Annotated in this window: 18 protein-coding genes; 10 read left to right on the top strand and 8 right to left on the bottom strand. The window is 62.7% G+C overall.

Annotation, left to right across the window (positions count from 1 at the left end):
* Window positions 1-180: 180 nt before the first annotated feature.
* Window positions 181-1,461, bottom strand: coding sequence for an urea ABC transporter substrate-binding protein (gene urtA, locus NKH57_RS16105; RefSeq protein WP_245266607.1), 1,281 nt, complete (start codon window positions 1,459-1,461; stop codon window positions 181-183).
* 341 nt (window positions 1,462-1,802) lie between these two features.
* On the opposite strand from urtA, the gene NKH57_RS16110 reads away from it, so the two are divergent.
* Window positions 1,803-2,216: a hypothetical protein gene (locus NKH57_RS16110; RefSeq protein WP_352945386.1), complete on the top strand. Its 414-nt coding sequence runs from the start codon at window positions 1,803-1,805 to the stop codon at window positions 2,214-2,216.
* A 65-nt stretch (window positions 2,217-2,281) separates the two neighbouring features.
* On the opposite strand, the gene cckA is transcribed toward NKH57_RS16110, so the two are convergent.
* A complete protein-coding gene (cckA, locus tag NKH57_RS16115; protein WP_352945388.1) occupies window positions 2,282-4,855 on the bottom strand; it encodes a cell cycle histidine kinase CckA in 2,574 nt (857 codons plus the stop codon).
* A gap of 223 nt (window positions 4,856-5,078) precedes the next feature.
* On the opposite strand from cckA, the gene NKH57_RS16120 reads away from it, so the two are divergent.
* Window positions 5,079-5,828, top strand: coding sequence for a hypothetical protein (locus NKH57_RS16120; RefSeq protein ID WP_352945390.1), 750 nt, complete (start codon window positions 5,079-5,081; stop codon window positions 5,826-5,828).
* A gap of 202 nt (window positions 5,829-6,030) precedes the next feature.
* Here NKH57_RS16120 and dksA read toward each other — a convergent pair whose 3' ends face one another.
* Window positions 6,031-6,447: an RNA polymerase-binding protein DksA gene (gene dksA / locus NKH57_RS16125; protein ID WP_352605444.1), complete on the bottom strand. Its 417-nt coding sequence runs from the start codon at window positions 6,445-6,447 to the stop codon at window positions 6,031-6,033.
* Window positions 6,448-6,778: 331 nt separating this feature from the next.
* Between dksA and NKH57_RS16130 the strand changes: the two genes are divergently transcribed.
* The 4 genes from NKH57_RS16130 to NKH57_RS16145 all read left to right on the top strand — a co-directional run bounded on the left by NKH57_RS16130 (window position 6,779) and on the right by NKH57_RS16145 (window position 10,619).
* Entirely contained in the window at window positions 6,779-7,282 is a 504-nt protein-coding gene (locus NKH57_RS16130) for a SixA phosphatase family protein (protein WP_352945392.1), read from the top strand.
* A 62-nt stretch (window positions 7,283-7,344) separates the two neighbouring features.
* Window positions 7,345-8,823 (top strand): YcjX family GTP-binding protein, encoded by a 1,479-nt coding sequence (locus tag NKH57_RS16135; RefSeq protein WP_352945394.1) that lies wholly within the window; start codon window positions 7,345-7,347, stop codon window positions 8,821-8,823.
* Entirely contained in the window at window positions 8,820-9,929 is a 1,110-nt protein-coding gene (locus tag NKH57_RS16140; protein ID WP_352945396.1) for a YcjF family protein, read from the top strand. Before NKH57_RS16135 ends, NKH57_RS16140 begins: the two co-directional genes overlap by 4 nt.
* Window positions 9,930-10,064: 135 nt before the next feature.
* Window positions 10,065-10,619 carry a hypothetical protein gene (locus NKH57_RS16145; protein WP_352605437.1) on the top strand — a complete coding sequence of 185 codons (555 nt, stop codon included), beginning with the start codon at window positions 10,065-10,067 and terminating at the stop codon, window positions 10,617-10,619.
* A 90-nt stretch (window positions 10,620-10,709) separates the two neighbouring features.
* Here NKH57_RS16145 and NKH57_RS16150 read toward each other — a convergent pair whose 3' ends face one another.
* On the bottom strand, window positions 10,710-11,918 hold the full coding sequence (locus NKH57_RS16150; RefSeq protein ID WP_352945398.1) for an MFS transporter: 1,209 nt from the start codon (window positions 11,916-11,918) through the stop codon (window positions 10,710-10,712).
* A gap of 59 nt (window positions 11,919-11,977) precedes the next feature.
* Window positions 11,978-12,964 carry an AraC family transcriptional regulator gene (locus NKH57_RS16155; RefSeq protein WP_352945476.1) on the bottom strand — a complete coding sequence of 329 codons (987 nt, stop codon included), beginning with the start codon at window positions 12,962-12,964 and terminating at the stop codon, window positions 11,978-11,980.
* Between the two features lie 161 nt (window positions 12,965-13,125).
* On the opposite strand from NKH57_RS16155, the gene NKH57_RS16160 reads away from it, so the two are divergent.
* Together NKH57_RS16160 and NKH57_RS16165 are read left to right on the top strand one after the other, a co-directional pair.
* Window positions 13,126-14,961 (top strand): monovalent cation:proton antiporter-2 (CPA2) family protein, encoded by a 1,836-nt coding sequence (locus NKH57_RS16160; RefSeq protein WP_352945400.1) that lies wholly within the window; start codon window positions 13,126-13,128, stop codon window positions 14,959-14,961.
* A 13-nt stretch (window positions 14,962-14,974) separates the two neighbouring features.
* Window positions 14,975-15,520: a DUF924 family protein gene (locus tag NKH57_RS16165; protein ID WP_352945402.1), complete on the top strand. Its 546-nt coding sequence runs from the start codon at window positions 14,975-14,977 to the stop codon at window positions 15,518-15,520.
* A gap of 27 nt (window positions 15,521-15,547) precedes the next feature.
* On the opposite strand, the gene folK is transcribed toward NKH57_RS16165, so the two are convergent.
* Genes folK through folP form a run of 3 tightly spaced genes read right to left on the bottom strand, consistent with a single transcriptional unit; the run spans window position 15,548 to window position 17,258 of the window.
* Window positions 15,548-16,060, bottom strand: coding sequence for a 2-amino-4-hydroxy-6-hydroxymethyldihydropteridine diphosphokinase (gene folK, locus NKH57_RS16170; protein WP_352945404.1), 513 nt, complete (start codon window positions 16,058-16,060; stop codon window positions 15,548-15,550).
* Window positions 16,044-16,403 carry a dihydroneopterin aldolase gene (folB, locus tag NKH57_RS16175; RefSeq protein ID WP_023762922.1) on the bottom strand — a complete coding sequence of 120 codons (360 nt, stop codon included), beginning with the start codon at window positions 16,401-16,403 and terminating at the stop codon, window positions 16,044-16,046. The genes folK and folB overlap by 17 nt, the downstream gene beginning before the upstream one ends.
* 3 nt (window positions 16,404-16,406) lie before the next feature.
* Window positions 16,407-17,258, bottom strand: coding sequence for a dihydropteroate synthase (gene folP / locus NKH57_RS16180; protein ID WP_352605430.1), 852 nt, complete (start codon window positions 17,256-17,258; stop codon window positions 16,407-16,409).
* Between the two features lie 103 nt (window positions 17,259-17,361).
* Between folP and NKH57_RS16185 the strand changes: the two genes are divergently transcribed.
* Window positions 17,362-18,000 carry a DUF922 domain-containing Zn-dependent protease gene (locus NKH57_RS16185; RefSeq protein ID WP_352945406.1) on the top strand — a complete coding sequence of 213 codons (639 nt, stop codon included), beginning with the start codon at window positions 17,362-17,364 and terminating at the stop codon, window positions 17,998-18,000.
* A gap of 214 nt (window positions 18,001-18,214) precedes the next feature.
* Window positions 18,215-19,690, top strand: coding sequence for an MDR family MFS transporter (locus NKH57_RS16190; protein ID WP_352945408.1), 1,476 nt, complete (start codon window positions 18,215-18,217; stop codon window positions 19,688-19,690).
* The last annotated feature ends 20 nt before the right edge of the window (window positions 19,691-19,710 follow it).

Genomic DNA, 19,710 nt, shown 5'->3' on the forward strand with positions numbered 1-19,710 from the left:
CCCGACCTCCTCGCCCGCGTATACCACCGGCCGCTGCCCCGGGGGCTCAAGGGTCTGGGCTGTGGTCTCCCCCCTGGGGGGGGTCATGGGGCCGCCGGGCGGGGGTCGCCCCCGGCCGGCACGCGCGCGGTCTGACTAGATCAGCCTGGGTCATGGACCTACGGTCCAGCCCGGGGAGGATCAGTTCGTTCCTTTGCCGCCGCACTTCCCGGTGGCAACGTTGAAGTTGCCGCAGGACAGAGGCGCGCGCCAATCGGAGATCAGGTCCTTGGAGTCAGGCAAATAGTCGGACCATTCGTCGCCCATCACTAGGCCTGGCGTGCGGGAGACGGTTTCGAACTGGCCATCGGCCTGGATTTCACCGATCAGCACCGGCTTGGTGATGTGGTGGTTCGGCATCATCGTCGAATAGCCGCCGGTCAGGTTCGGCACCGAAACGCCAACCATGGCGTCGATGACTTTGTCCGGATCAGTGGTGCCGGCCTTTTCGACCGCCTTCACCCACATGTTGAAGCCGATGTAATGGGCCTCCATCGGGTCGTTGGTGGTGCGCTTGTCGTTTTTGATGAACTTGTGCCAGTCGGCGATGAACTTCTTGTTCTCAGGCGTGTCGATGCTTTCAAAGTAGTTCCAGGCGGCGAGATGGCCGACCAGCGGCGCAGTGTCGAGACCGGCAAGCTCTTCCTCGCCGACCGAAAAGGCCATGACCGGGATATCTTCGGCCTTGACGCCCTGGTTGCCGAGTTCCTTGTAGAACGGCACGTTGGCATCACCGTTGACGGTCGAGACGACGGCGGTCTTCTTGCCGGCCGATCCGAACTTCTTGATCGCCGAAACCTCGGTCTGCCAGTCGGAGAAGCCGAATGGCGTGTAGTTGACCATGATGTCTTCCGCTGCGACGCCCTTGGCCTTCAGATAGGCTTCGAGGATCTTGTTGGTGGTGCGCGGATAGACGTAGTCGGTACCTTCGAGCACCCAGCGCTTCACCGAACCGCCGTCCTCGCTCATCAGATAGTCGACCGCCGGAATGGCCTGCTGGTTCGGCGCCGCACCCGTGTAGAACACGTTGCGCTCGCTTTCCTCGCCCTCATACTGGACGGGGTAGAAGAGGATGTTGTCGAGTTCGCTGAATACCGGCAGCACCGATTTGCGCGACACCGAGGTCCAGCAACCGAACACCGCCGCAACCTTATCCTTCGAAATCAGCTCGCGTGCCTTTTCGGCGAACAGCGGCCAGTTGGAAGCAGGATCGACGACGACCGCCTCCAGCTTCTTGCCGAGCAGGCCACCCTTGGCGTTCTGCTCGTCGATGAGCATCAGCATGGCGTCCTTCAGCGTCGTTTCCGAAATCGCCATGGTCCCCGACAGCGAATGGAGAATGCCGACCTTGATGGTGTCGTCAGCCGCCTTGGCAGGCGCGGAGATCAACAGGCCGGCGGCAACCACGCTCGCCGAAAACATTTTTGTTATTGTCGAGAAATTACCCCTCATATTACAGACTCCCAAGCTGGTTGATTGCACCGCAACACTACAAAGCAACCCCCATGCCAATCGCTGTGGCGGCGCCGATGGGGACGAATAATCGAGCATTGCCAGCGCGTTGGGATTTTAGGCTTACAAAGACGAAGAGAGCCGCTCAAAATTGATTGAGAGAAATTTGCGCAGACCCGCGACTATCTGCCCAATTTTCGATCAATTTTCTCAACTGCCTAGATTTTGATCTTCATAGGGGCATCGCAAACGACCGATGTTGCGGCGCCGTGCAAAAATAGGGCAAGCTCGCTCCGCAAACGAGCGACGTCATGGTTTCAGGTATTTCACGCATTTTTATCGGCATATTGCTTCTGGCGGCAGCGATCGGAGCCGCGCGAGCCGACTTCAGCGACGGCAAGCTGCCAGACGGCACCTATCGCTGCGAAGTGTACCTGCTTGGCATGTTCCTCAACCTTGGCGACATCACCATCAAGGGGACTGTCTACAGTGGCCCAGTCTACACCGGCCTCGGCTCCTTCGGGACCGCGCGGCAGGGTTACAACTATCAAATGGATGCAAACGGCGTGATCTCCTGGCTTGGGCCGTTGGGCGGCTATACCGCCGGCGGCAACTCGCTGTCGCTGACCCAGGCAACGCTGGATGGCCAGAGCACACCCTCCTTTGACATCATCATGAAGCAGCCCGACGGCGCCTTCACCGCCTCGACCTGTACGAAGGACTGAGATGCCAAAAAGCGCGGAACCCCGTGGTGCTCGACGCAGAGGGCCGGGTTGCGCACAGGGAAGTGCTAAGCCTCCAGCATGTCCTTGACGATCGTCGCCAATTGCTTGAGCGAAAACGGCTTTGGCAGGAAGCCGAAATGCGCGTCGGCCGGCAGGTTTCTGGCGAATGCGTCCTCCGCATAACCGGACACGAAGACAAACTTGATGTCCGGCTGGCGCTTGCGCAGTTCGCCAAGCAGCGTCGGTCCATCCATTTCCGGCATCACCACGTCGGAAACGACGATGTCGACCTTGCCGCCCAGCGCCTCGAACACTTCCAGCGCCTCGACGCCCGAAGACGCCTCATGCACGGTGTAGCCGCGCGAGGTCAGCGCCCGCATACCACCCATGCGCACGGCATCCTCGTCTTCGACGAGCAGCACAGTGGCCGAGCCCGATAGATCCTTCGCCGTATCGGCAATCTTCGCCGGTACTGCCGGTACATCGTCGGGCTCGCCCGCCCTTTTCAGTTCCGCAACATGACGCGGCAGGAAAATGCGGAAAGTCGACCCTTTGCCGACCTCGGAATCGCAGTAGATGAAGCCGCCGGTCTGCTTGATGATGCCGTAGACCATCGACAGGCCAAGGCCGGTGCCCTTGCCGACTTCCTTGGTGGTGAAGAAGGGCTCGAAAATCTTCTTCAGCACGTCGGGCGCGATGCCGCTGCCGGTGTCCTCGACTTCGACCACGACATAGTCGGCCGGGGTGAGGTCGCGGTAAGAAAAGGCCTTGCACTCCTCGGCAGTCACATTGCGGGTGCGCACGGTGAGATCACCACCCGCCGGCATGGCGTCGCGCGCATTGACCGCAAGGTTGACCACCACCTGCTCGAACTGGCCGATATCGACCTTGACCGGCCACAGGTCGCGGCCATGGTCGACCTTCAGCTTGATGTCGTTGCCGACCAGGCGGGCCAGCAGCATCCTGAGATCGGCGAGCACGTCGGTCAGGTTGAGCACTTCCGGCCGCAACGTCTGCTTGCGCGAGAAGGCCAACAACTGCCGCACCAGCGAGGCCGCCCGGTTGGCATTCTGCTTGATGTTCATGATGTCCGGGAAGGACGGGTCCGACGGACGGTGGTTGGTCAACAAAAGGTCGGACGCCATGATGATGGCGGTCAGCACATTGTTGAAATCATGCGCGATGCCGCCGGCAAGCTGGCCCACCGCCTGCATCTTCTGGCTTTGCGCCATCTGCCCTTCGAGTGCCTTCTGCTCCGTCGTCTCGACGGCATAGACGATGGCCGACTCCTCGGCGCCCTCGCCGCCAGTCCCGTCGGCGACAGCGTTGACGTAGAAACGAATGTGCCGCTCGTCATTGCCGGGCAGCAGCGTGTCGATCGGCTCGATGTCCGCCTGCCGCTGCTGCGCCTTTTCGAAAGCAGCCGCGAAGGCCGGCCGGTCGCGTTCATGGATCACCGTGTCGAGCCGCACACGGCGATCGACGGCGTCGCGATCGACGACGGTCGAGAACAGCGACAGGAACGGCGCATTGGTGCGCAGGATGCGCCCGTTGTGATCGACGCCGGCTATCGCCATCGGTGTCGAGTTGAAGAAGCGGGTGAAGCGCACTTCCGAGGCCCGCAAATCGGCAGACGAGTCCTCGCCTTGCGTACGGTTGAGCACGATCGTGCGTGTCGGCCCGTTGAGGCCTTCGCGGCTGGCCGAAACGCGATGCATGAAGCGCACCGGAAGCGCCTCGCCCGTCATCGTCGTCAGGTCGAGATCGATGACCGCGTTGCGCGTTGTGCCGGGATCGGCCTTGACCGAACGGACCAGCGCCATGCCGTCGCCGGCCACGATCTCGGCCAAGGAGACCGCACCGGGCGTGAAGCTGGTGAGGTCGATGCCCAGCCATTCGGCCAGCGTGGCGTTGATGTAGGTGACGCGACCCTCCTGGTCGGCAGAAAAGAAGCCGGCCGGCGCGTGGTCGAGATGATCGATCGCCTGCTGCAAGTCGAGAAAGAACCGCTCCTGCTCGGCCCGTTCCTGGGAGATGTCGGCAAGCTGCCAGGCCAGCATCGGCAGCCGCTGGCCTGGAACACTGAAGGTGCGGGCGCGCGCCCGGTACCAGCGGGCGCCCGGATCGGCTCCGGGCCGAATGGATTGCGCGAGCCGAAACTCGCCGTCGCCCGGCTGGCCGTCGCGCAGGCCGGACGCCAGGCGATAAATCGTCACCGAAGCTTCGGGGACATCCGAGAGCAATCCCTCGACTGTCTTCAGGTCGGCCGCCGACGACGCTCCGGTCATGTCGGCATAGGCGCGATTGGCATAGACGACACGGCCCTTGGTGTCGGTGACGAGAAGGCCCTGCGACATCGAATCGACGAAGGATTTCGACAGTTCGTCGCCTGTCGAGCGCGGTGTCACCTGCACGAAGCCGATCGCCGTGGCAAACAGGAAGCCGACGCCGATCATCGCCAGCACGCCGAGCATACCGAGCAGGAAAGGATCGCCAAGGCGCTCGCGGAAAAGGCCGAAGACGATCGCCGCCCCCGTCAGAACGACGATGAAAATGATGAGCCGGGTGACCGCGCCTGGTCGCGTATTCTGGTCGACGATCGGTACCGGATAGAAATCGCCGCGCGCTTCCTTGGCCATGTGCCCCCTGCTCGTGAATTCCGGTGTTCCGACCACCCGCCCCTAGCGGGTTGAATCACATTCTCCTAGTCCCGAAAAGGCCTGGGCGGCAAATGTCCGATAAAAATGATGTCTTCCGGCCCTTGGAGTTTTCAAGCTGTTCACCAGCGTGAAACGTAACTTGCGGTGGCCCGCCGCAACGGTCTAGTGTCACGTCTCTTCCAAGGGCAATCAGGGGAAACGGATGCAATGGCTGGATAGCGTGGCGGGCCCTGGTTATGCCGCAGCATTGTTGTGGACGTTTGCAGCACTTGTCCTGCTGGTCATCGTTCTCGTCATCGTCAAGCTGGTGCGTAATCTGACGTTCGGAACCTTCGTTGCCGGTGGCCGGAACCGCAAGACACGGCTGGCCGTCATGGACGCCACCGCCGTCGACAGCCATCGTCGGCTGGTGCTGGTGCGCCGGGATGACATCGAGCACCTGCTTTTGATCGGCGGCCCGACCGACCTCGTCGTCGAGCGCGATATCCGTCTCTCGGCGCCGCGCCGTCCGGCCTTGACCGGAGACAGCGGCTTGCAGCCGGTCCCGGCCGCCGCGGCCCCGGCGGCAAGGCCGCGTCCGCCGCAACCCGCTCCATCGCCGGCGAGACAGGCACCCGCTCCGCAGCCGGTGAATGCGGTGCCGCCGGCCCGCCCACGCCAAACAGCACCGGCACCGGCACCTGCGCCGAGGCCGGCGGCGCAAAGCTACCAGCCGACCAATATCACGCCGCTGCCCGCCTACGGATCCGCGCCTGCCAATGTCGCCCGGAATGCACCACCGCCGCCACCTGCGCAGGACAGCATCGACGACACGCTGATGAGGGAACTCGAAGTATCGCTCGATCAGCCCCGTTCGGCCGGCCCGGCCGGCAAACCGGCGGCAAAGGAACCGCAGTCGCTCGATGATGAAATGACCAAGCTTCTCGGCGAACTCTCCAGCCAGAAGCGATGAGCCGCCGCTGAGTAGCCATCCCGCGCGAAAATCGTAGCCGGTTCGACTGCCGGACCCCTTTTCGGGGCTCATGAATCAGGGCCCGCGCTTCAGCGGTAGATTTCGTCCGCCTTGAACGTGCCAACAAAAATGGCCGGAAAGCCGACCATTTCAAAATCAACGTCAATCATGACGGCTCGTCGTGCGCCGCCGGCCTTGACCCTCAGTCGTCGCGGTAGACTTTTTCGCGGCGCTCATGCCGCTCCTGCGCTTCGATCGACAACGTCGCGATCGGACGTGCATCGAGCCGCTTCAGCGCGATCGGCTCGCCGGTCTCTTCGCAATAGCCATAAGTGCCTTCGTCGATGCGCTGCAAGGCCGAATCGATCTTTGCAATGAGCTTGCGCTGACGATCGCGGGCCCTGAGTTCGATGGCGCGGTCCGTTTCCGAAGATGCACGATCGGCTAGATCGGGGTGGTTGGCGTTTTCTTGTTGCAGGATTTCCAGTGTTTCGCGCGCTTCGCGCAATATGTCGTTTTTCCAGGTGACGAGCTTTGAGCGGAAGTAGGATTTCTGCCGCTCGTTCATGAACGGCTCGTCTTCGGAGGGTATGTAATCGGCGGTAACGATGTCGTTCATTCGACTCACCCAAACTGCCCCAAATTTGGCGCCTATATATTCGCCGTCCGACGCCTGCACAAGCGCAATCGGCCGCTGTCTCACGCAATTGTTAATGTGCGCCGGCGCGCGCCTTTGCGGGGGCATACGCTCGTTTTGACACCAAACTTCGCTGTGACACTTTGGATCCGGTGAAACATGCTGTCGCAATATCGCCTGTGCTTTTCGGCCCAGGCCAACACCTTTTGCTGCGCCACAGCATGGTGATTCGCCGTAGTCGACGAACACGGGCCATTGTGCGCAATGCCGTTCTCGTGGCTAATCCTGGAAGGCTTCGGCATTCGGAGGTTGGGTGAGCAGGCTGTATCTGTTGCGACATGCGAAGGCTGGCTGGGCACTGCCCGGCATGCGCGATTTCGATCGCCCGCTCGATGCATCGGGCCGCAGCGACGCCGAAACGATGGGTGCCGCCATGCGCGCCCGCTCCTATGTTCCGGACCTGACGCTGTGCTCCAACGCCAAACGCGCCAAGGAGACGCTGGAAGGCCTGGCCGGCCAGACCGACACCGGCCGGGTCTTGTTCTTCGACACGCTCTATAGCGCGGACGCCACCGGCTACCTCCATCTCATCCGCGACAATGGCGGATCGGGTTCGTTGCTGGTCATCGGCCACAATCCGATGACGGAGGATCTCGCCATGGCGGTTTCGGGCGACGGCGACGAGACGGCACGGGCAACGCTCAACCATGGGTTCCCGACCTCGGGCCTGGCGGTCGTCCGCTTTGACGGCGATCTTGCCAAGGCCGCCCAGGGCACCGGCTATCTCGAAGCGTTCCTGACTCCGGCCGATCTCTGAGCCATTTCAAAGCCTGTTTGCAGGGCCTATATCGGACATAGGCAAGCCCGAGAGATCACATTTTGGCATCATCGCTGACCACCTTCACCGACGAGGCGAGGATTGCCCTCGACACGCTGTCGGGACGCGCCACCGGGCTTTTTTCTCCATCGCTGCGCCTCGGCGTGACCGGATTGTCCCGCGCGGGCAAGACTGTGTTCATATCGGCCCTTGTCCACAATTTGATCCATGGCGGGCGCCTGCCGCTGTTTGCGGCGCAGAAATCAGGACGTATCGCTCGCGCCTTCCTCGAGCAGCAGCCGGACGACGCCGTGCCGCGCTTCCAGTACGAGGATCACATCGCCGCCCTGGTCAACGACCGCGCCTGGCCCGATTCGACGCGCGCCATTTCGGAACTGCGGCTGACCATCGAATATGAATCGGCCTCCGGCTGGAGCCGTTTGTTCTCCTCCGGCAGACTGTCGATCGACATCGTCGACTATCCCGGCGAATGGTTGCTCGATCTGCCGCTGCTGGGCAAATCCTTCGCCGATTTTTCGCACGAAGCCTTCGAAATGGCCGTCCTGCCGGTGCGCGAGGACCTGTCGCGGACGTGGCGGGCGCTGTCGGCGGAGATCGATCCGAATGCCGATGCCGACGAGATGGCGGCGCGCCGCCTGGCTGAAAGCTTCGCCGCCTATCTGAAGGCGTGCAAGCTCGACGAACGGGCGCTTTCGACCTTGCCGCCCGGCCGCTTCCTGATGCCCGGCGATCTCGAAGGCTCGCCAGCACTAACCTTCGCGCCCCTGGCAGGGATTGGCGACAAGCGTCCGCGACCCGGGTCGCTGCACGCCATGATGGACAGGCGTTACGAGGCCTACAAGACGCATGTCGTCAAACCGTTCTTCCGCGAACACATCACCCGCCTCGATCGCCAGATCGTGCTGATCGACGCCTTGCAGGCGCTGAACGCCGGTCCCGGCGCCATGGCCGACCTGGAGCGCGCGGTGACCGAGATTCTCAGCTGTTTCCGTCCCGGCCGGGGCAGCTTCCTCACCGACCTGTTCTCGCGGCGCATCGACCGCATATTGGTTGCCGCGACGAAGGCCGATCACCTGCACCACGAAAGCCATGACCGCCTGCAGGCGATCGTGCGGCGGCTTGCCGACCGCGCCGTGGCGCGCGCGAATTTCACCGGCGCCGATGTCGATGTCGTCGCCATGGCCGCGATGCGCGCGACACGCGAAGGCACGGTCAAGCAAGGTCGAGAGACGTTGCCGGTCATCATCGGCACGCCGATCGCCGACGAGAGGATCAATGGCGAAACCTTTGATGGAAAGACGGAAACAGCCATATTTCCTGGTGACTTACCGGAGAAAATTGATGCGGTGTTCGATGTTTCGGGCCCCGATCACAAGCAGGACCCTGCGGACCCGGCAATCCGCTTCGTCCGTTTCCGTCCACCAAAGCTCGAACGCACGGCCGAAGGTGTCACGCTGTCGCTGCCGCATATCAGGCTCGACCGTGCCTTGCAGTTCCTGATCGGAGATCATCTGGCATGACCGCGCCCCGCAAGCCGGCAGCATTCCGCATCGAGCCGGAAGCCACATCGAGACAAGCGGCGCCAGAGGCGCGCAACGCCCAAGCCGAAACTCGTGCCCAGACCGACACCCAGCGCAAAGCCCGCGCGATAAAAACCGATGTCGCGATGGTCATACCGGCGGAAGTCGATGTCTTCGACGAGCCCGACATCATTGCCGCAGAGCCGCCACCAGCGATCGCCCCCAGAAAACGCTCACTGCTCGGCAGCATCTTCTTCGGCGCTTTTGGCGTCCTGGTCTCGCTGGCTGTCGGCCTGTGGACCGACCAGCTCATACGCGACCTCTTCGCGCGCGCCGAGTGGCTGGGCTGGCTGGCCGCGGGCATGGCTGCCATCGCCGTGCTGGCGCTTGTGGTGATCCTGATTCGCGAATTCCTGGCGATCGCCCGCCTCGCCGAGGTCGAAAAACTGCAGAAGCGGGCGCTCGACGCGATCGCGCGTGACGATCCCAAGGCAGCACGATCGGTCGTCGACGAATTGTCGGCCTTTGTCGCGGCCAAACCCGAGACCGCGGCCGGCCGGCGCGCGCTGGCCGAACTGCGCGGCGAAATCATCGACGGCGGCAATCTGGTGCGCCTGGCCGAAGCCGAAATTCTCGGCCCCCTCGATGCCAGGGCGAAGGTAATGATTCTCGAGGCCGCAAAACGCGTCTCGCTGGTGACGGCGGTCAGCCCGCGCGCACTCGTCGACGTCGCCTATGTCGTGTTCGAGGCCGGGCGGCTCATTCGCCGCCTGTCGGAACTCTATGGCGGACGGCCGGGAACGCTGGGTTTCTTCCGCCTGGCGCGCAGCGTCCTGGCGCATCTGGCGGTTACCGGCTCGATCGCGGTCGGCGACAGTTTCGTCCAGCAAATCGTCGGCCACGGCCTGGCGGCGCGCCTTTCGGCCAAGCTTGGCGAGGGCGTCGTCAACGGCATGATGACGGCGCGCATCGGCATCGCGGCGATGGAGACGGCGCGCCCTCTGCCCTTCAGCGCCGCGAAGCGTCCCGGACTGGGCGATTTCCTCTCCGCGCTGACATCGTTTGCCACTAGGAAAGACGGTGAAACAGCCCCGCCTGGCAAGTGAGCCGGGGCGGAGCGTTTGGACCTTCGGAATTGTTACCGGACTGCTTTGTGTCGGCACCGTAGTGACGAAGCATTAACCAATCTTGTTCATGGTCAGAAGGGTTCCAAACAGCCTCTTTGTTGCCGGGTGTCGTCGATGAAAAGTGTAATTCTGTCCAGCCTCCTGCCCCTGGCAACCGTGATCACTACAGTCGTCGGCATTGCCGGAGCGGCCGCCTCGGCGGAGCCGGACAAGCAATTCTTCCAGTCGGCCGAAGGCAAATGGATCGGCCCCGGCGAAATCGTCGCCGGCAAATACAAGGGCACCAAGTTCAACTGCAGTTTCACCGGCTCTACGCCGGACGGCAAGGTCGGAATGTCGCTCGACGGCGGCTGCCGTGTCGGCATGTTCACCCAGCAGATGTCGGCCAAGATCGAGCGCAAGGGCCGCGAAGGCTACAAGGGCAGCTTCATGGGCGGCGCGAGCGGCTCCGGGCTCGACATAATCGGCGGCAATGTGGTCGATCCCCGCAAGGTAGTCTTCACCATCAACCGCAATCAGTTGCGCGGCGTCATGCAGGCCCGCATCCCCGACGACAATTCGATGACGGTGACCATTGCGGTGCGCGTCGACGACCAACTGGTGCCGGTGATCGGCATGAGCCTGAAGCGCGTCGACGCCGTCGAAGTCGGCTCCATCGCGCCGAACTGATAAATCATCGATCGCTGAAGGCAAAAAAGGCGGCGATCCCATGGTCACCGCCTCATTTTAACAGCTAGTTTAGGTCAGCTAGAGCAAGGTTCAGCCGCGAGGCTGTAGCAGCGCCAGCAGGGCCGTCGCCGCCGCAAGGACAGCGGTCAGAGTCAAGGGCGCCGTGGCACCATAGGTGTCCACGACATAACCACCGACAACCGCGCCGATCGTGATGGCAACCTGGAAAGAGACGACCATCAGGCTACCCGCCGCTTCCAGCGCATCAGGCGCCGCACGCGACAGATTGGTCGGCAGCACCACCGGCCCCATGCCGAAGGCGAGGCCCCAAAGTGTAACGAACCCGAAGGCAACGCCGATGTGCACGCCCCAAAGCACCAATGCCAGCGCCGCAAACGCCATCAACGCGGCGGTCACCACGAGAGCAATGCGGATATTGGCGTCGGCCATGCGGCCGCCGGCAATATTGCCAATCACGGCGGCGATGCCAAATCCGAGCAGAGCCAGGGCAATTGGCCCGGTTGCAAGGAGCGTCACCTGTTCGAGGAAGGGACGCACATAGACAGAGCCAGCAAAATGCCCTGTCATCAGCAAGACAATGGCAAGCATGCCGAGTTGAATACCACGCCGCCGAGTCAGCCGAAATACGTCTGCAAGACTGTTGCTTGCTGCTGCAGGCAAGGTCGGCAGGCTAAGCAACTGCAAAAGCATGGCAATCACGGCCAGCCCCGCCGTCATGGCCATGGCGCTGCGCCATCCCAGCCAGTCGCTAATCAACGCACCCATCGAGGGCGCGGCAATGGTGGCGAGCGAGACCCCGAGGGTGACGATAGCCATGCCTCGACCTGTCGCATTGGCGCCGACCAGCCTTGCAACGACAGCAACCGAAAGTGCCCAGAAAGCGCTGAGAGCAATCCCCAGTCCGGCCCTGCCTAGCAACAACAGCCAAAAATTGGGCGCCAACGCTGCAAGAATATTGGAACCGACCGCCAAGGCCATGAGGCCAACCAGCACCGTCTTGCGGTTCAATCGGCCGATGAGAACATTGCTCAACATGGCCGTCACGGCGCCGACGGAGGCGGTGGCGGTGACGAGCTGTCCAGCCGTCCCCTCGCTGATGCCGAGATCACGCGCCATTGGCGTCAACAGACCTGCCGGCAGGAATTCGGCTGATACAAGGGCAAAGCTGGTGGCCGCCAATGAAAGGACCGCGAACCAGGTGGCCGCGCTCCACGCGACCGGCGCATCGGCATCAAGGCCAATCGCGGCGTCTTCAAGCTGTAATGTTGTGTCAGTCACTGAAGGATCTCCAAGGTTTAGAGATCTTCATAGACGAGTCCTTCCGGATGATATGTATCTCAAAATCCGAAATTCATGTCTATTCGTCCGGGAATTGTGCGGCGCACAACGCCCGGCGAGACATTGGTGATGCGCTTGAACGCGCGAGCGAAGGATGCCTCGGAATCATAGCCCAAACGGGTAGCGACTTCGGCAACCGACAAGCCGTTTTGCTCCAGCAACTCGCGGGCAAGCTGCATACGCAGGCGAGCGAGGTAGCGTGCAGCACCCTCCCCCAATACAGCGCTGAAGCGCTCGGCGAAAATCGAGCGCGATTGGCCTGCCACGCCGGCGAGGCTTTCCAGCGTCCAGTTACGGCCGGGGTCTCGGTGCATTGCTGCCAGCGCGCGGCCAATATGGGGATCGCGGATGGCTGCGAGCCAACCCGTGGTCGACGCTCCCGAGCAATTGACCCAGCAGCGGATGAGCCGGGCTGTCAGCAAGTCCGCCATACGCGACAAGATGGTGGCGCTGCCCATCTGCGGATGAGCGGCCTCCGCCGTCATGGCCGCCAGCAAAGGACCAACGACCGGGTCATTGCCAGCCACGTCGCAACCCTTGATGATAGGCGGCATCAACGAGATCAACGGGTTAAGCGCACAGGAGCCCAAGGTCATGGAGCCGCAGAAAAGGGTGCTCGTCGCGCCCGTTCCTTCCCGCACCACCTCGCAGACGTTGCCCCCCAACTTGATCACCTGGCAACCCTGGAGCGAGTCGCCTGCAACATCCGGCGCACTCGCCAACCGATGGGCGATGCCTTGCGGCAGCAGCACCAGATCGCCATTGCGCAACTCCTGCCAGCCTTGCGCTTCGGTATGAATCCAGCATGGACCCTGGCCGACAAAATGGAAACGAAGCAGCTTTTGTTGCGGAAAGTCTATGCTCCATGGATGCCGGAGCTCGCAGCGGCCATAGTTGACACCACTCAAGCGAAAGTCTTGCAGAACTTCGCTAAGCGCGTCCATCGGGATGCGCGGCAACGATGGGCGGGACGAATAGTCAGGCATTTGGCTGATATAGATGCCGAACGTCCGGCAGGCAAGCGGAGAACGTTGTTCCAGCAAGGAAATCGCGTCAACGGCACCCTACCCTTCCTGTCAAGCCTTGTGCCCTTGCCTCCCGCTCCCAGTGCATGCAAGGAGTGCTGTCAGACACAGGGAAAAGAGGCATGGCGGTAGAGACATCGAGCAGCGATCTGGTCCAGGTTGTGGCGCTGCTTGCGGCCGGCGTCGTCGCCGTTCCGATCTTCAAGCGCATGGGCCTCGGCTCGATTCTCGGCTATCTCGCCGCAGGCGTGGTCATCGGCCCGTTCGGCCTCGGCGTCTTTTCGGAATCGGAAGCCATTCTTCATGTCGCCGAACTCGGCGTGGTGATGTTCCTGTTCATCATCGGGCTGGAAATGCAGCCGTCGCGGCTGTGGGGCCTGCGCCGCGAGATCTTCGGCCTCGGCGCCCTGCAGGTCGGCGTCTGCGCGCTTCTGCTGACCGGTGTCGGCGTGGCGGGAGGGTTTCCGATCGCGCAATCCTTCGTCGCCGGCGCCGGCTTCGTGCTGACCTCGACTGCGATCGTCATGCAGCTTCTCGAGGAGCGCGGCGAAATCGCCTCCCCGAAAGGCCAACGCATCGTATCGGTCCTGCTGCTCGAGGATTTGGCCATTGTGCCGCTGCTGGCCCTGATCGCATTCCTGGCGCCCGGTGGGGCCGACACCAGCCTGTCGGAGCGGCTGACGGAGGTCGGCATCGGCCTCGCCGCGATCGTCGGCCTGGTAGTGGCTGGCCGCTATCTGCTCAATCCGTTCTTCCGCATCCTGGCGGATGCCCGTGCCCGCGAGGTGATGACGGCGGCAGCACTTCTGGTCGTTCTCGGGTCCGCGCTCGCGATGCAGCTCAGCGGCCTGTCGATGGCGATGGGCGCCTTCCTGGCCGGCGTGCTGCTGTCCGAATCGACCTTCCGCCATCAGCTCGAAGCCGACATCGAACCGTTCCGCGGCATCCTGCTCGGCCTGTTCTTTCTCGCGGTCGGCATGTCACTCGACCTGCATGTGGTCGCCACGAACTGGCGGCTGATCGCCATCTATGTCGTCGCCTACATGGTGATGAAGGCGTTCGGCATCTACATCGTCGCCCGCGTCCTGAAGTCAGGTCATCGCGAAGCCTTGGAGCGGGCGGTCTTCATGGCGCAAGGCGGCGAATTCGCCTTTGTCCTTTACTCGTCGGCGGCGGCCGTCGGCATCATCGACGGCAACGCCAACGCGACGCTCACGGCGATCGTCATCATCTCCATGGTGCTGACACCGCTGGCGATCATTGCGCTGCGCTATCTGACGCCGCGCGACGAACAATCGCTCGACGGCGTCGATGTCGCCGATGGCCTGACCGGCAGCGTGCTGATCATCGGTTTCGGCCGCTTCGGGCAAATCGCCAGCCAGCCGCTGCTGCTGCGCGGCATCGACGTCTCGATCATCGACAATGAGGTTGAGATGATCCAGGCGGCGGCCGATTTCGGCTTCAAGGTCTACTATGGCGACGGCACCCGGCTCGACATCCTGCATGCCGCCGGCGCCGGTCGGGCGCGCGCCGTACTGATCTGCGTCGACAAGCCGGATGCCGCCGTCCGCATCGCACAGCTGGTCAAGGCCGAGTTTCCTCTTCTGACGGTGCTGGCGCGGGCCTTCGACCGCGGCACGGCGCTGCAGCTCATTCGCGCCGGCGTCGACTACCAGCTGCGTGAAACCTTCGAGTCGGCGCTGGTCTTTGGCGGTTCGGCGTTGGAATCGCTTGGCGTCGATCCCGAAGACGTCGCCGAAGTGATCGAGGACGTGCGGCGCCGCGACACCGCCCGTTTCGAGACGCAACTGGCTGAAGGCGTCCGCGCCGGACAGCGCTTCCTGAAAGGCAATATCGGTACGCCGATTCCGACGCCGCTCTCCACGCCGCGCCGCGCTGGCCAGGCGCTCAACGAAGAGACGGCTGGCGTGCTGCACAAATCCGAACCCGCCGACTGAGCAAGGAATAGGCATGGAATTGGACAGCAGAGCCCTGTCGGTCACCAAGTTCTGGCGCGATGCCGGCGAGGACGCGTGGTTCGAGAAGAACGAGGCCTTCGATGCCGACCTCCGCGACCGCTTTCTCGATCTGCATTACGCGGCAGCGCGGCGTGAATGCGACGGCTGGCTGGAGCATGCCGAAGGCTCGCTGGCGCTGATGATCCTGCTCGACCAGTTTCCGCGGAACTGCTTTCGCGGCACCGGCCATATGTACGCGACCGACCCGCTCGCCAGGTATTTTGCCGCAAAGGCGATCGCGGCCGGTCATGATCTGGCGCTCGAAGTAGAAGTCCGCGTTTTCCTCTATCTGCCGTACGAGCATTCGGAACTGCTCGCCGACCAGCACATATCGGTCGATCTGACCCAGGCCCGGGCCGAACCCTATCTCAGCTATGCCGTCGAACACCGCGATATCATTCGGAACTTCGGCCGTTTTCCGCATCGAAACAGGATGCTTGGCCGCGAAACCACCCCGCGGGAGCAGTCGTTCCTGGACGGCGGCGGATTCTCGGGCTGAAAGTTCGGCTGCCACCTCGTTTGGATGTCAGGCCAACCACCAATCGCGGCCGGACGACAATCGCTCGATGCCAGAGGTGTCGACGGCGACCAGCCGGTCCGCGATGCTGCGACCGCTGACCACCAGGCCGGGCGCGATCTCCGCCAGCGGCGCCAGCACGAATGCGCGCTCCAGCATGCGCGGATGCGGCACCTCCAGCCCGGTCTCGTGAATGACGCGATCGCCGAAAACCAGAATGTCGATGTCGATCAGCCGCGGCCCCCAGCGCTCCTCGCGTACGCGCTTCAGCTTGCGCTCCGCATCAAGGCAGAGGTCGAGCAAGGCACGCGGAGCAAGCCAGGTGGAAATTGCCGCGGCCGCGTTGAGAAAGTCGGGTTGATCGAGCTTGCCCCAGGGCGGTGTGCGATAAAGCGAGGAGACGCCGGTGACACGCGTGTCTGCATCGGCATCCAGCATGCGCAATGCCGCGCCCATTGATTTTGCCGGGTCGCCAAGATTGCCGCCGAGGCTGAGATAGACAGTACTATTCGGGCCAGACAACGGTCACCTCGACGTAATCGATCACGCCGGGCACCGGAGCGTTCGGTTTGCGCACCGTGATTTCGGCTTTCTTGATCTGCGGAAAACGCGCCGTCAGCGCACGGGCCACTTCGAGCGCCAGCGACTCGATCAGAAAGCGACGCTGCCCGGTGATGATCCTTTCGATCACCGTGAACGCAATGCCGTAGTTGACGGTGTCCTCAATGGAATCCTCGACAAGCGCCCGGCCGGGATCGACGGTGAGAGCGGCATCGACATAGAAGCGCTGGCCGAGCCTCTCCTCCTCGTCCAGCACACCGTGCCGGGCAAAGAAAGCGCAGTTCTTCATGCGGATGACATACATCGCTCAGTTTCTCGCCCGGTCGGTTTGACGCGCCAGCATAGCATCTGCGAGCGCCAACGCGTCCACGTTGAATGCGACATCATGGACGCGAAACAGATCGGCGCCCTTGAGCCGCAAGATGACGCTGGTCGCCGCAGTTCCAACCCCCCTGTCGGCCGCATCACGGCCGGTAACCGTGCCGATGAAGCGTTTTCGAGACGTACCGGCCATCAGCGGCAAGCCCAATGTATGCAACTCGGAAAAGCGAGCCATCAGGTCGAGGTTTTCCTCCGCCGTCTCCTTGGCGAAGCCGAATCCGGGATCGAGCACGATATGATCGTCGGAAATACCGTTCTGGCGGGCGATCTCCAGCGATTTCTGCAGGAACGCCAATTGATCGGCAATCACGTCCGGCAGCTTCTGGCGATCTCGTCCGGTATGCATGATGACAAGCCCGGCGCCGGTGTCGGCGGCAACACGCGCAATGTCGGGCTCACGCTGCAAACCCCAGACATCGTTGACGATATGCGCACCTGCGGCAACCGCAAGCCGCGCGGTGTCGGCGCGATAGGTATCGACCGAAATCAGCACCTCGCCGGTGCTCGCCAGCGCTTCGATCACCGGCAGGATGCGGGCCTGTTCCTCGCTTGCCGATACCGCGGCGGCACCGGGGCGGGTCGATTCTCCGCCGATGTCGACGACCAATGCCCCTTCCCTGACGATGCGCCGTGCCTGGGTCAATGCCTTTTCGGGGGCCTCGAACAGACCGCCGTCGGAAAAGCTGTCGGGCGTGACATTGAGGATGCCGACGACCACGGCCTTGCCGCCAAGCTCGAGATGGCGCCCATGCGCCAACTGCCACCGCCTGGCCGTCATTGCTCATCAACCATGGAGTTCATCAATCATGTGTGATCCCCAGCGGATCAATTCCGTTGCGCCAGCAACGGCCGTAAAGCAAGGTGGTCGAAGAGGCAACATAATGAAACGATCCATGCTTGGCATGAAACAACTCCTGCTTGGCGCGCTGCTGCTCGCCATGACACCGATCCCGGCGGGTGCGGCCAATCTCGTCAAGACGTATAGCTACTTCGCCGTCGGCGGCAGCACGCTCGACGAAATCGAGGCACAGCTCTTCAAACGCGGGCCGGAGGTGAAAAGCACGGGCACGCGCCACCCGGGCGCCACGCAAATGGCCTTCACCACCCGCATCAGCTATGCGCGGACATCGAGCTCCTGCCGGATCGCCGATGCCGTGGTGACCGTCAAGGTGAAGGTGATCCTTCCCGAATGGCGCCGGACACGCAAGGCCGATGCCGATGTAAGGCTGTTTTGGGACACCTTGTCGGCCGACATCAAGCGACATGAGGAGCGCCACGTCGAGATCGCGAAGAACTATGGCCGCGAACTCGAAGAGGCGCTGGAAGCCACCTACCCGCAAAGAACCTGCGACGCCGCAAAGGCCAAGGCCGCCGCAATCACGGCGGCCGTTCTGGCCAAGCATGACCGTGCCCAGGTCCAGTTCGACCGTGTCGAAAGCGTCAATTTCGAAAGCCGCATCCTCAGGCTGCTGCACTACCGGATGGAGCGCATCGGGAACGGCAAACTGCCGCCGACGTGAATCGTGCCCAGGCGTTGAATGGCGACGCAGGCCAATTGCACTGAAGCGTAGTGCCAGCTTCGAAAAATTTTCGGGCACCGGTCGAAATCGGCCTATACGGGACGACATATGTCATGTTCGCCAGGGCGACCTTCGAAGGATCAATGCGGCTAACGCGGTCAACACGCCGGAAGGGCTGAATGGCGGCCAGTCGCAAGCATACGGATGAATGGACATGGACCAGACTGTCGACAGGCAGACGGTGGTGAAGACCGACTCGCCTCTCAGCGAAAGCGAAAAGAACGCCATCATCGGTGGCGTACTCCTGTCGATGCTTCTGGCAGCGCTTGACCAGACCATCGTCGCACCTGCGATGCCGACCATGGCGCGCCTGCTCGGCCATGCCGAATATCTGCCCTGGATCGTGACCGGTTACCTGTTGACCGCCACAGCGATGGCGCCGCTCTATGGCAAGATATCGGACGTTTATGGTCGCCGGCCAACGATTTACGCGGCAATCCTCATCTTCCTTGCCGGATCACTGGTTAGCGCTATGGCGCCTAACATGCTGGTCCTGATCGTCGGTCGCGCGATCCAGGGCGCCGGCGGCGGCGGCCTGTTTGCGCTGGCGCAGACCGTGATCGGTGACCTTGTGCCGCCGCGCGAGCGCGCGCGCTACTCGGCCTGGATCGCGGGGACCTGGGCGGTCGCCAGCATCGCAGGCCCGCTTTTGGGCGGCACCTTCGCCGAGCATCTCCACTGGTCGCTGATCTTCTGGATCAACATGCCGCTTGGTCTCATCGCCATGGCCATCATCAACAAGCCGCTGAGAAAGCTGCCGATCGCGGCAAAGCACCATCGCATCGATGGCCTCGGCGCGTTGTTGCTCGTCGCGGCCACCGCCTTGCTGTTGCTGGCGTTGAACTGGGGTGGCAGCGAATATCCATGGCTGTCGCGTGAAATCTTCGGGCTGCTCGCCTGTTCGGCTGTCATCTGGAGCGCGTTTGCGTTGCGGCTGCTGCGTGCAGCCGAACCGCTGATCTCGCTCGAAGTGCTTGGCAACCCGATCGTCCTTGCCGGCACGTTGTCATTGTTCCTGCTGCAGGCCGCCAATATCGGGCTCGCGGTCTACCTGCCGGTCTATTTGCAGTCCATCCTCGGGCTTTCGGCCAGTGAATCGGGAACCGCCATGCTTGGGCTCATGCTCGGCACCGTTGCGGGTGCGACATTCAGCGGCCGCACGATTCCCCGGTTCGTTCATTACAAGCGGATCGCGATGATGGGGGTGGCCTTCGCCATCCTGTGCCTCGGCATACTCAGCCTTGTGGCGGGGCATGTTTCCCTGCTGATCGTCGAGATTCTGACGACGTGCATCGGCTTGGGCAGCGGCACGACATTTCCGGTTGCCACCGTGTCGGTTCAGAATGCCGTCGATCGGGCCCATCTCGGCGTCGCCACCGGCGTACTGACCTTCCTTCGCTCTTTAGGCAGCGCGCTTGGCGTCGCCATCCTTGGTGCGGTCGCGCTCGGCTACGGCCTGCCGCTTGCCGGAGAAAGCGCCCAGGCGGCCAGCACCGCCGTCGAGGCACAGGCATTCGTGATGATCTTCATCACCGCGGCAGCGATGCTGGTCATGGCGCTCGTCGCGCTGATGCTGATGCCGGAGAAGACGCTGCGCGGCCATCCCGAGGCTCCGGTGCTGGCCGACTGACAAAAGACGTGAAGCGCGTC

Origin of the sequence: Mesorhizobium sp. M1050, assembly GCF_040318715.1 — a bacterium.
Classification (GTDB): Bacteria; Pseudomonadota; Alphaproteobacteria; order Rhizobiales; family Rhizobiaceae; genus Mesorhizobium.

Bases quoted from the DNA above. Each gene is read 5' to 3' on its own strand.
- urtA (WP_245266607.1), bottom strand. From the start codon at position 1,461: ATGTTTTCGGCGAGCGTGGTTGCCGCCGGCCTGTTGATCTCCGCGCCT.
- NKH57_RS16110 (WP_352945386.1), top strand. From the start codon at position 1,803: ATGGTTTCAGGTATTTCACGCATTTTTATCGGCATATTGCTTCTGGCG.
- cckA (WP_352945388.1), bottom strand. From the start codon at position 4,855: ATGGCCAAGGAAGCGCGCGGCGATTTCTATCCGGTACCGATCGTCGAC.
- NKH57_RS16120 (WP_352945390.1), top strand. From the start codon at position 5,079: ATGCAATGGCTGGATAGCGTGGCGGGCCCTGGTTATGCCGCAGCATTG.
- dksA (WP_352605444.1), bottom strand. From the start codon at position 6,447: ATGAACGACATCGTTACCGCCGATTACATACCCTCCGAAGACGAGCCG.
- NKH57_RS16140 (WP_352945396.1), top strand. From the start codon at position 8,820: ATGACCGCGCCCCGCAAGCCGGCAGCATTCCGCATCGAGCCGGAAGCC.
- NKH57_RS16145 (WP_352605437.1), top strand. From the start codon at position 10,065: ATGAAAAGTGTAATTCTGTCCAGCCTCCTGCCCCTGGCAACCGTGATC.
- NKH57_RS16155 (WP_352945476.1), bottom strand. From the start codon at position 12,964: ATGCCTGACTATTCGTCCCGCCCATCGTTGCCGCGCATCCCGATGGAC.
- NKH57_RS16160 (WP_352945400.1), top strand. From the start codon at position 13,126: ATGGCGGTAGAGACATCGAGCAGCGATCTGGTCCAGGTTGTGGCGCTG.
- NKH57_RS16165 (WP_352945402.1), top strand. From the start codon at position 14,975: ATGGAATTGGACAGCAGAGCCCTGTCGGTCACCAAGTTCTGGCGCGAT.
- folB (WP_023762922.1), bottom strand. From the start codon at position 16,403: ATGTATGTCATCCGCATGAAGAACTGCGCTTTCTTTGCCCGGCACGGT.
- folP (WP_352605430.1), bottom strand. From the start codon at position 17,258: ATGACGGCCAGGCGGTGGCAGTTGGCGCATGGGCGCCATCTCGAGCTT.
- NKH57_RS16185 (WP_352945406.1), top strand. From the start codon at position 17,362: ATGAAACGATCCATGCTTGGCATGAAACAACTCCTGCTTGGCGCGCTG.
- NKH57_RS16190 (WP_352945408.1), top strand. From the start codon at position 18,215: ATGGACCAGACTGTCGACAGGCAGACGGTGGTGAAGACCGACTCGCCT.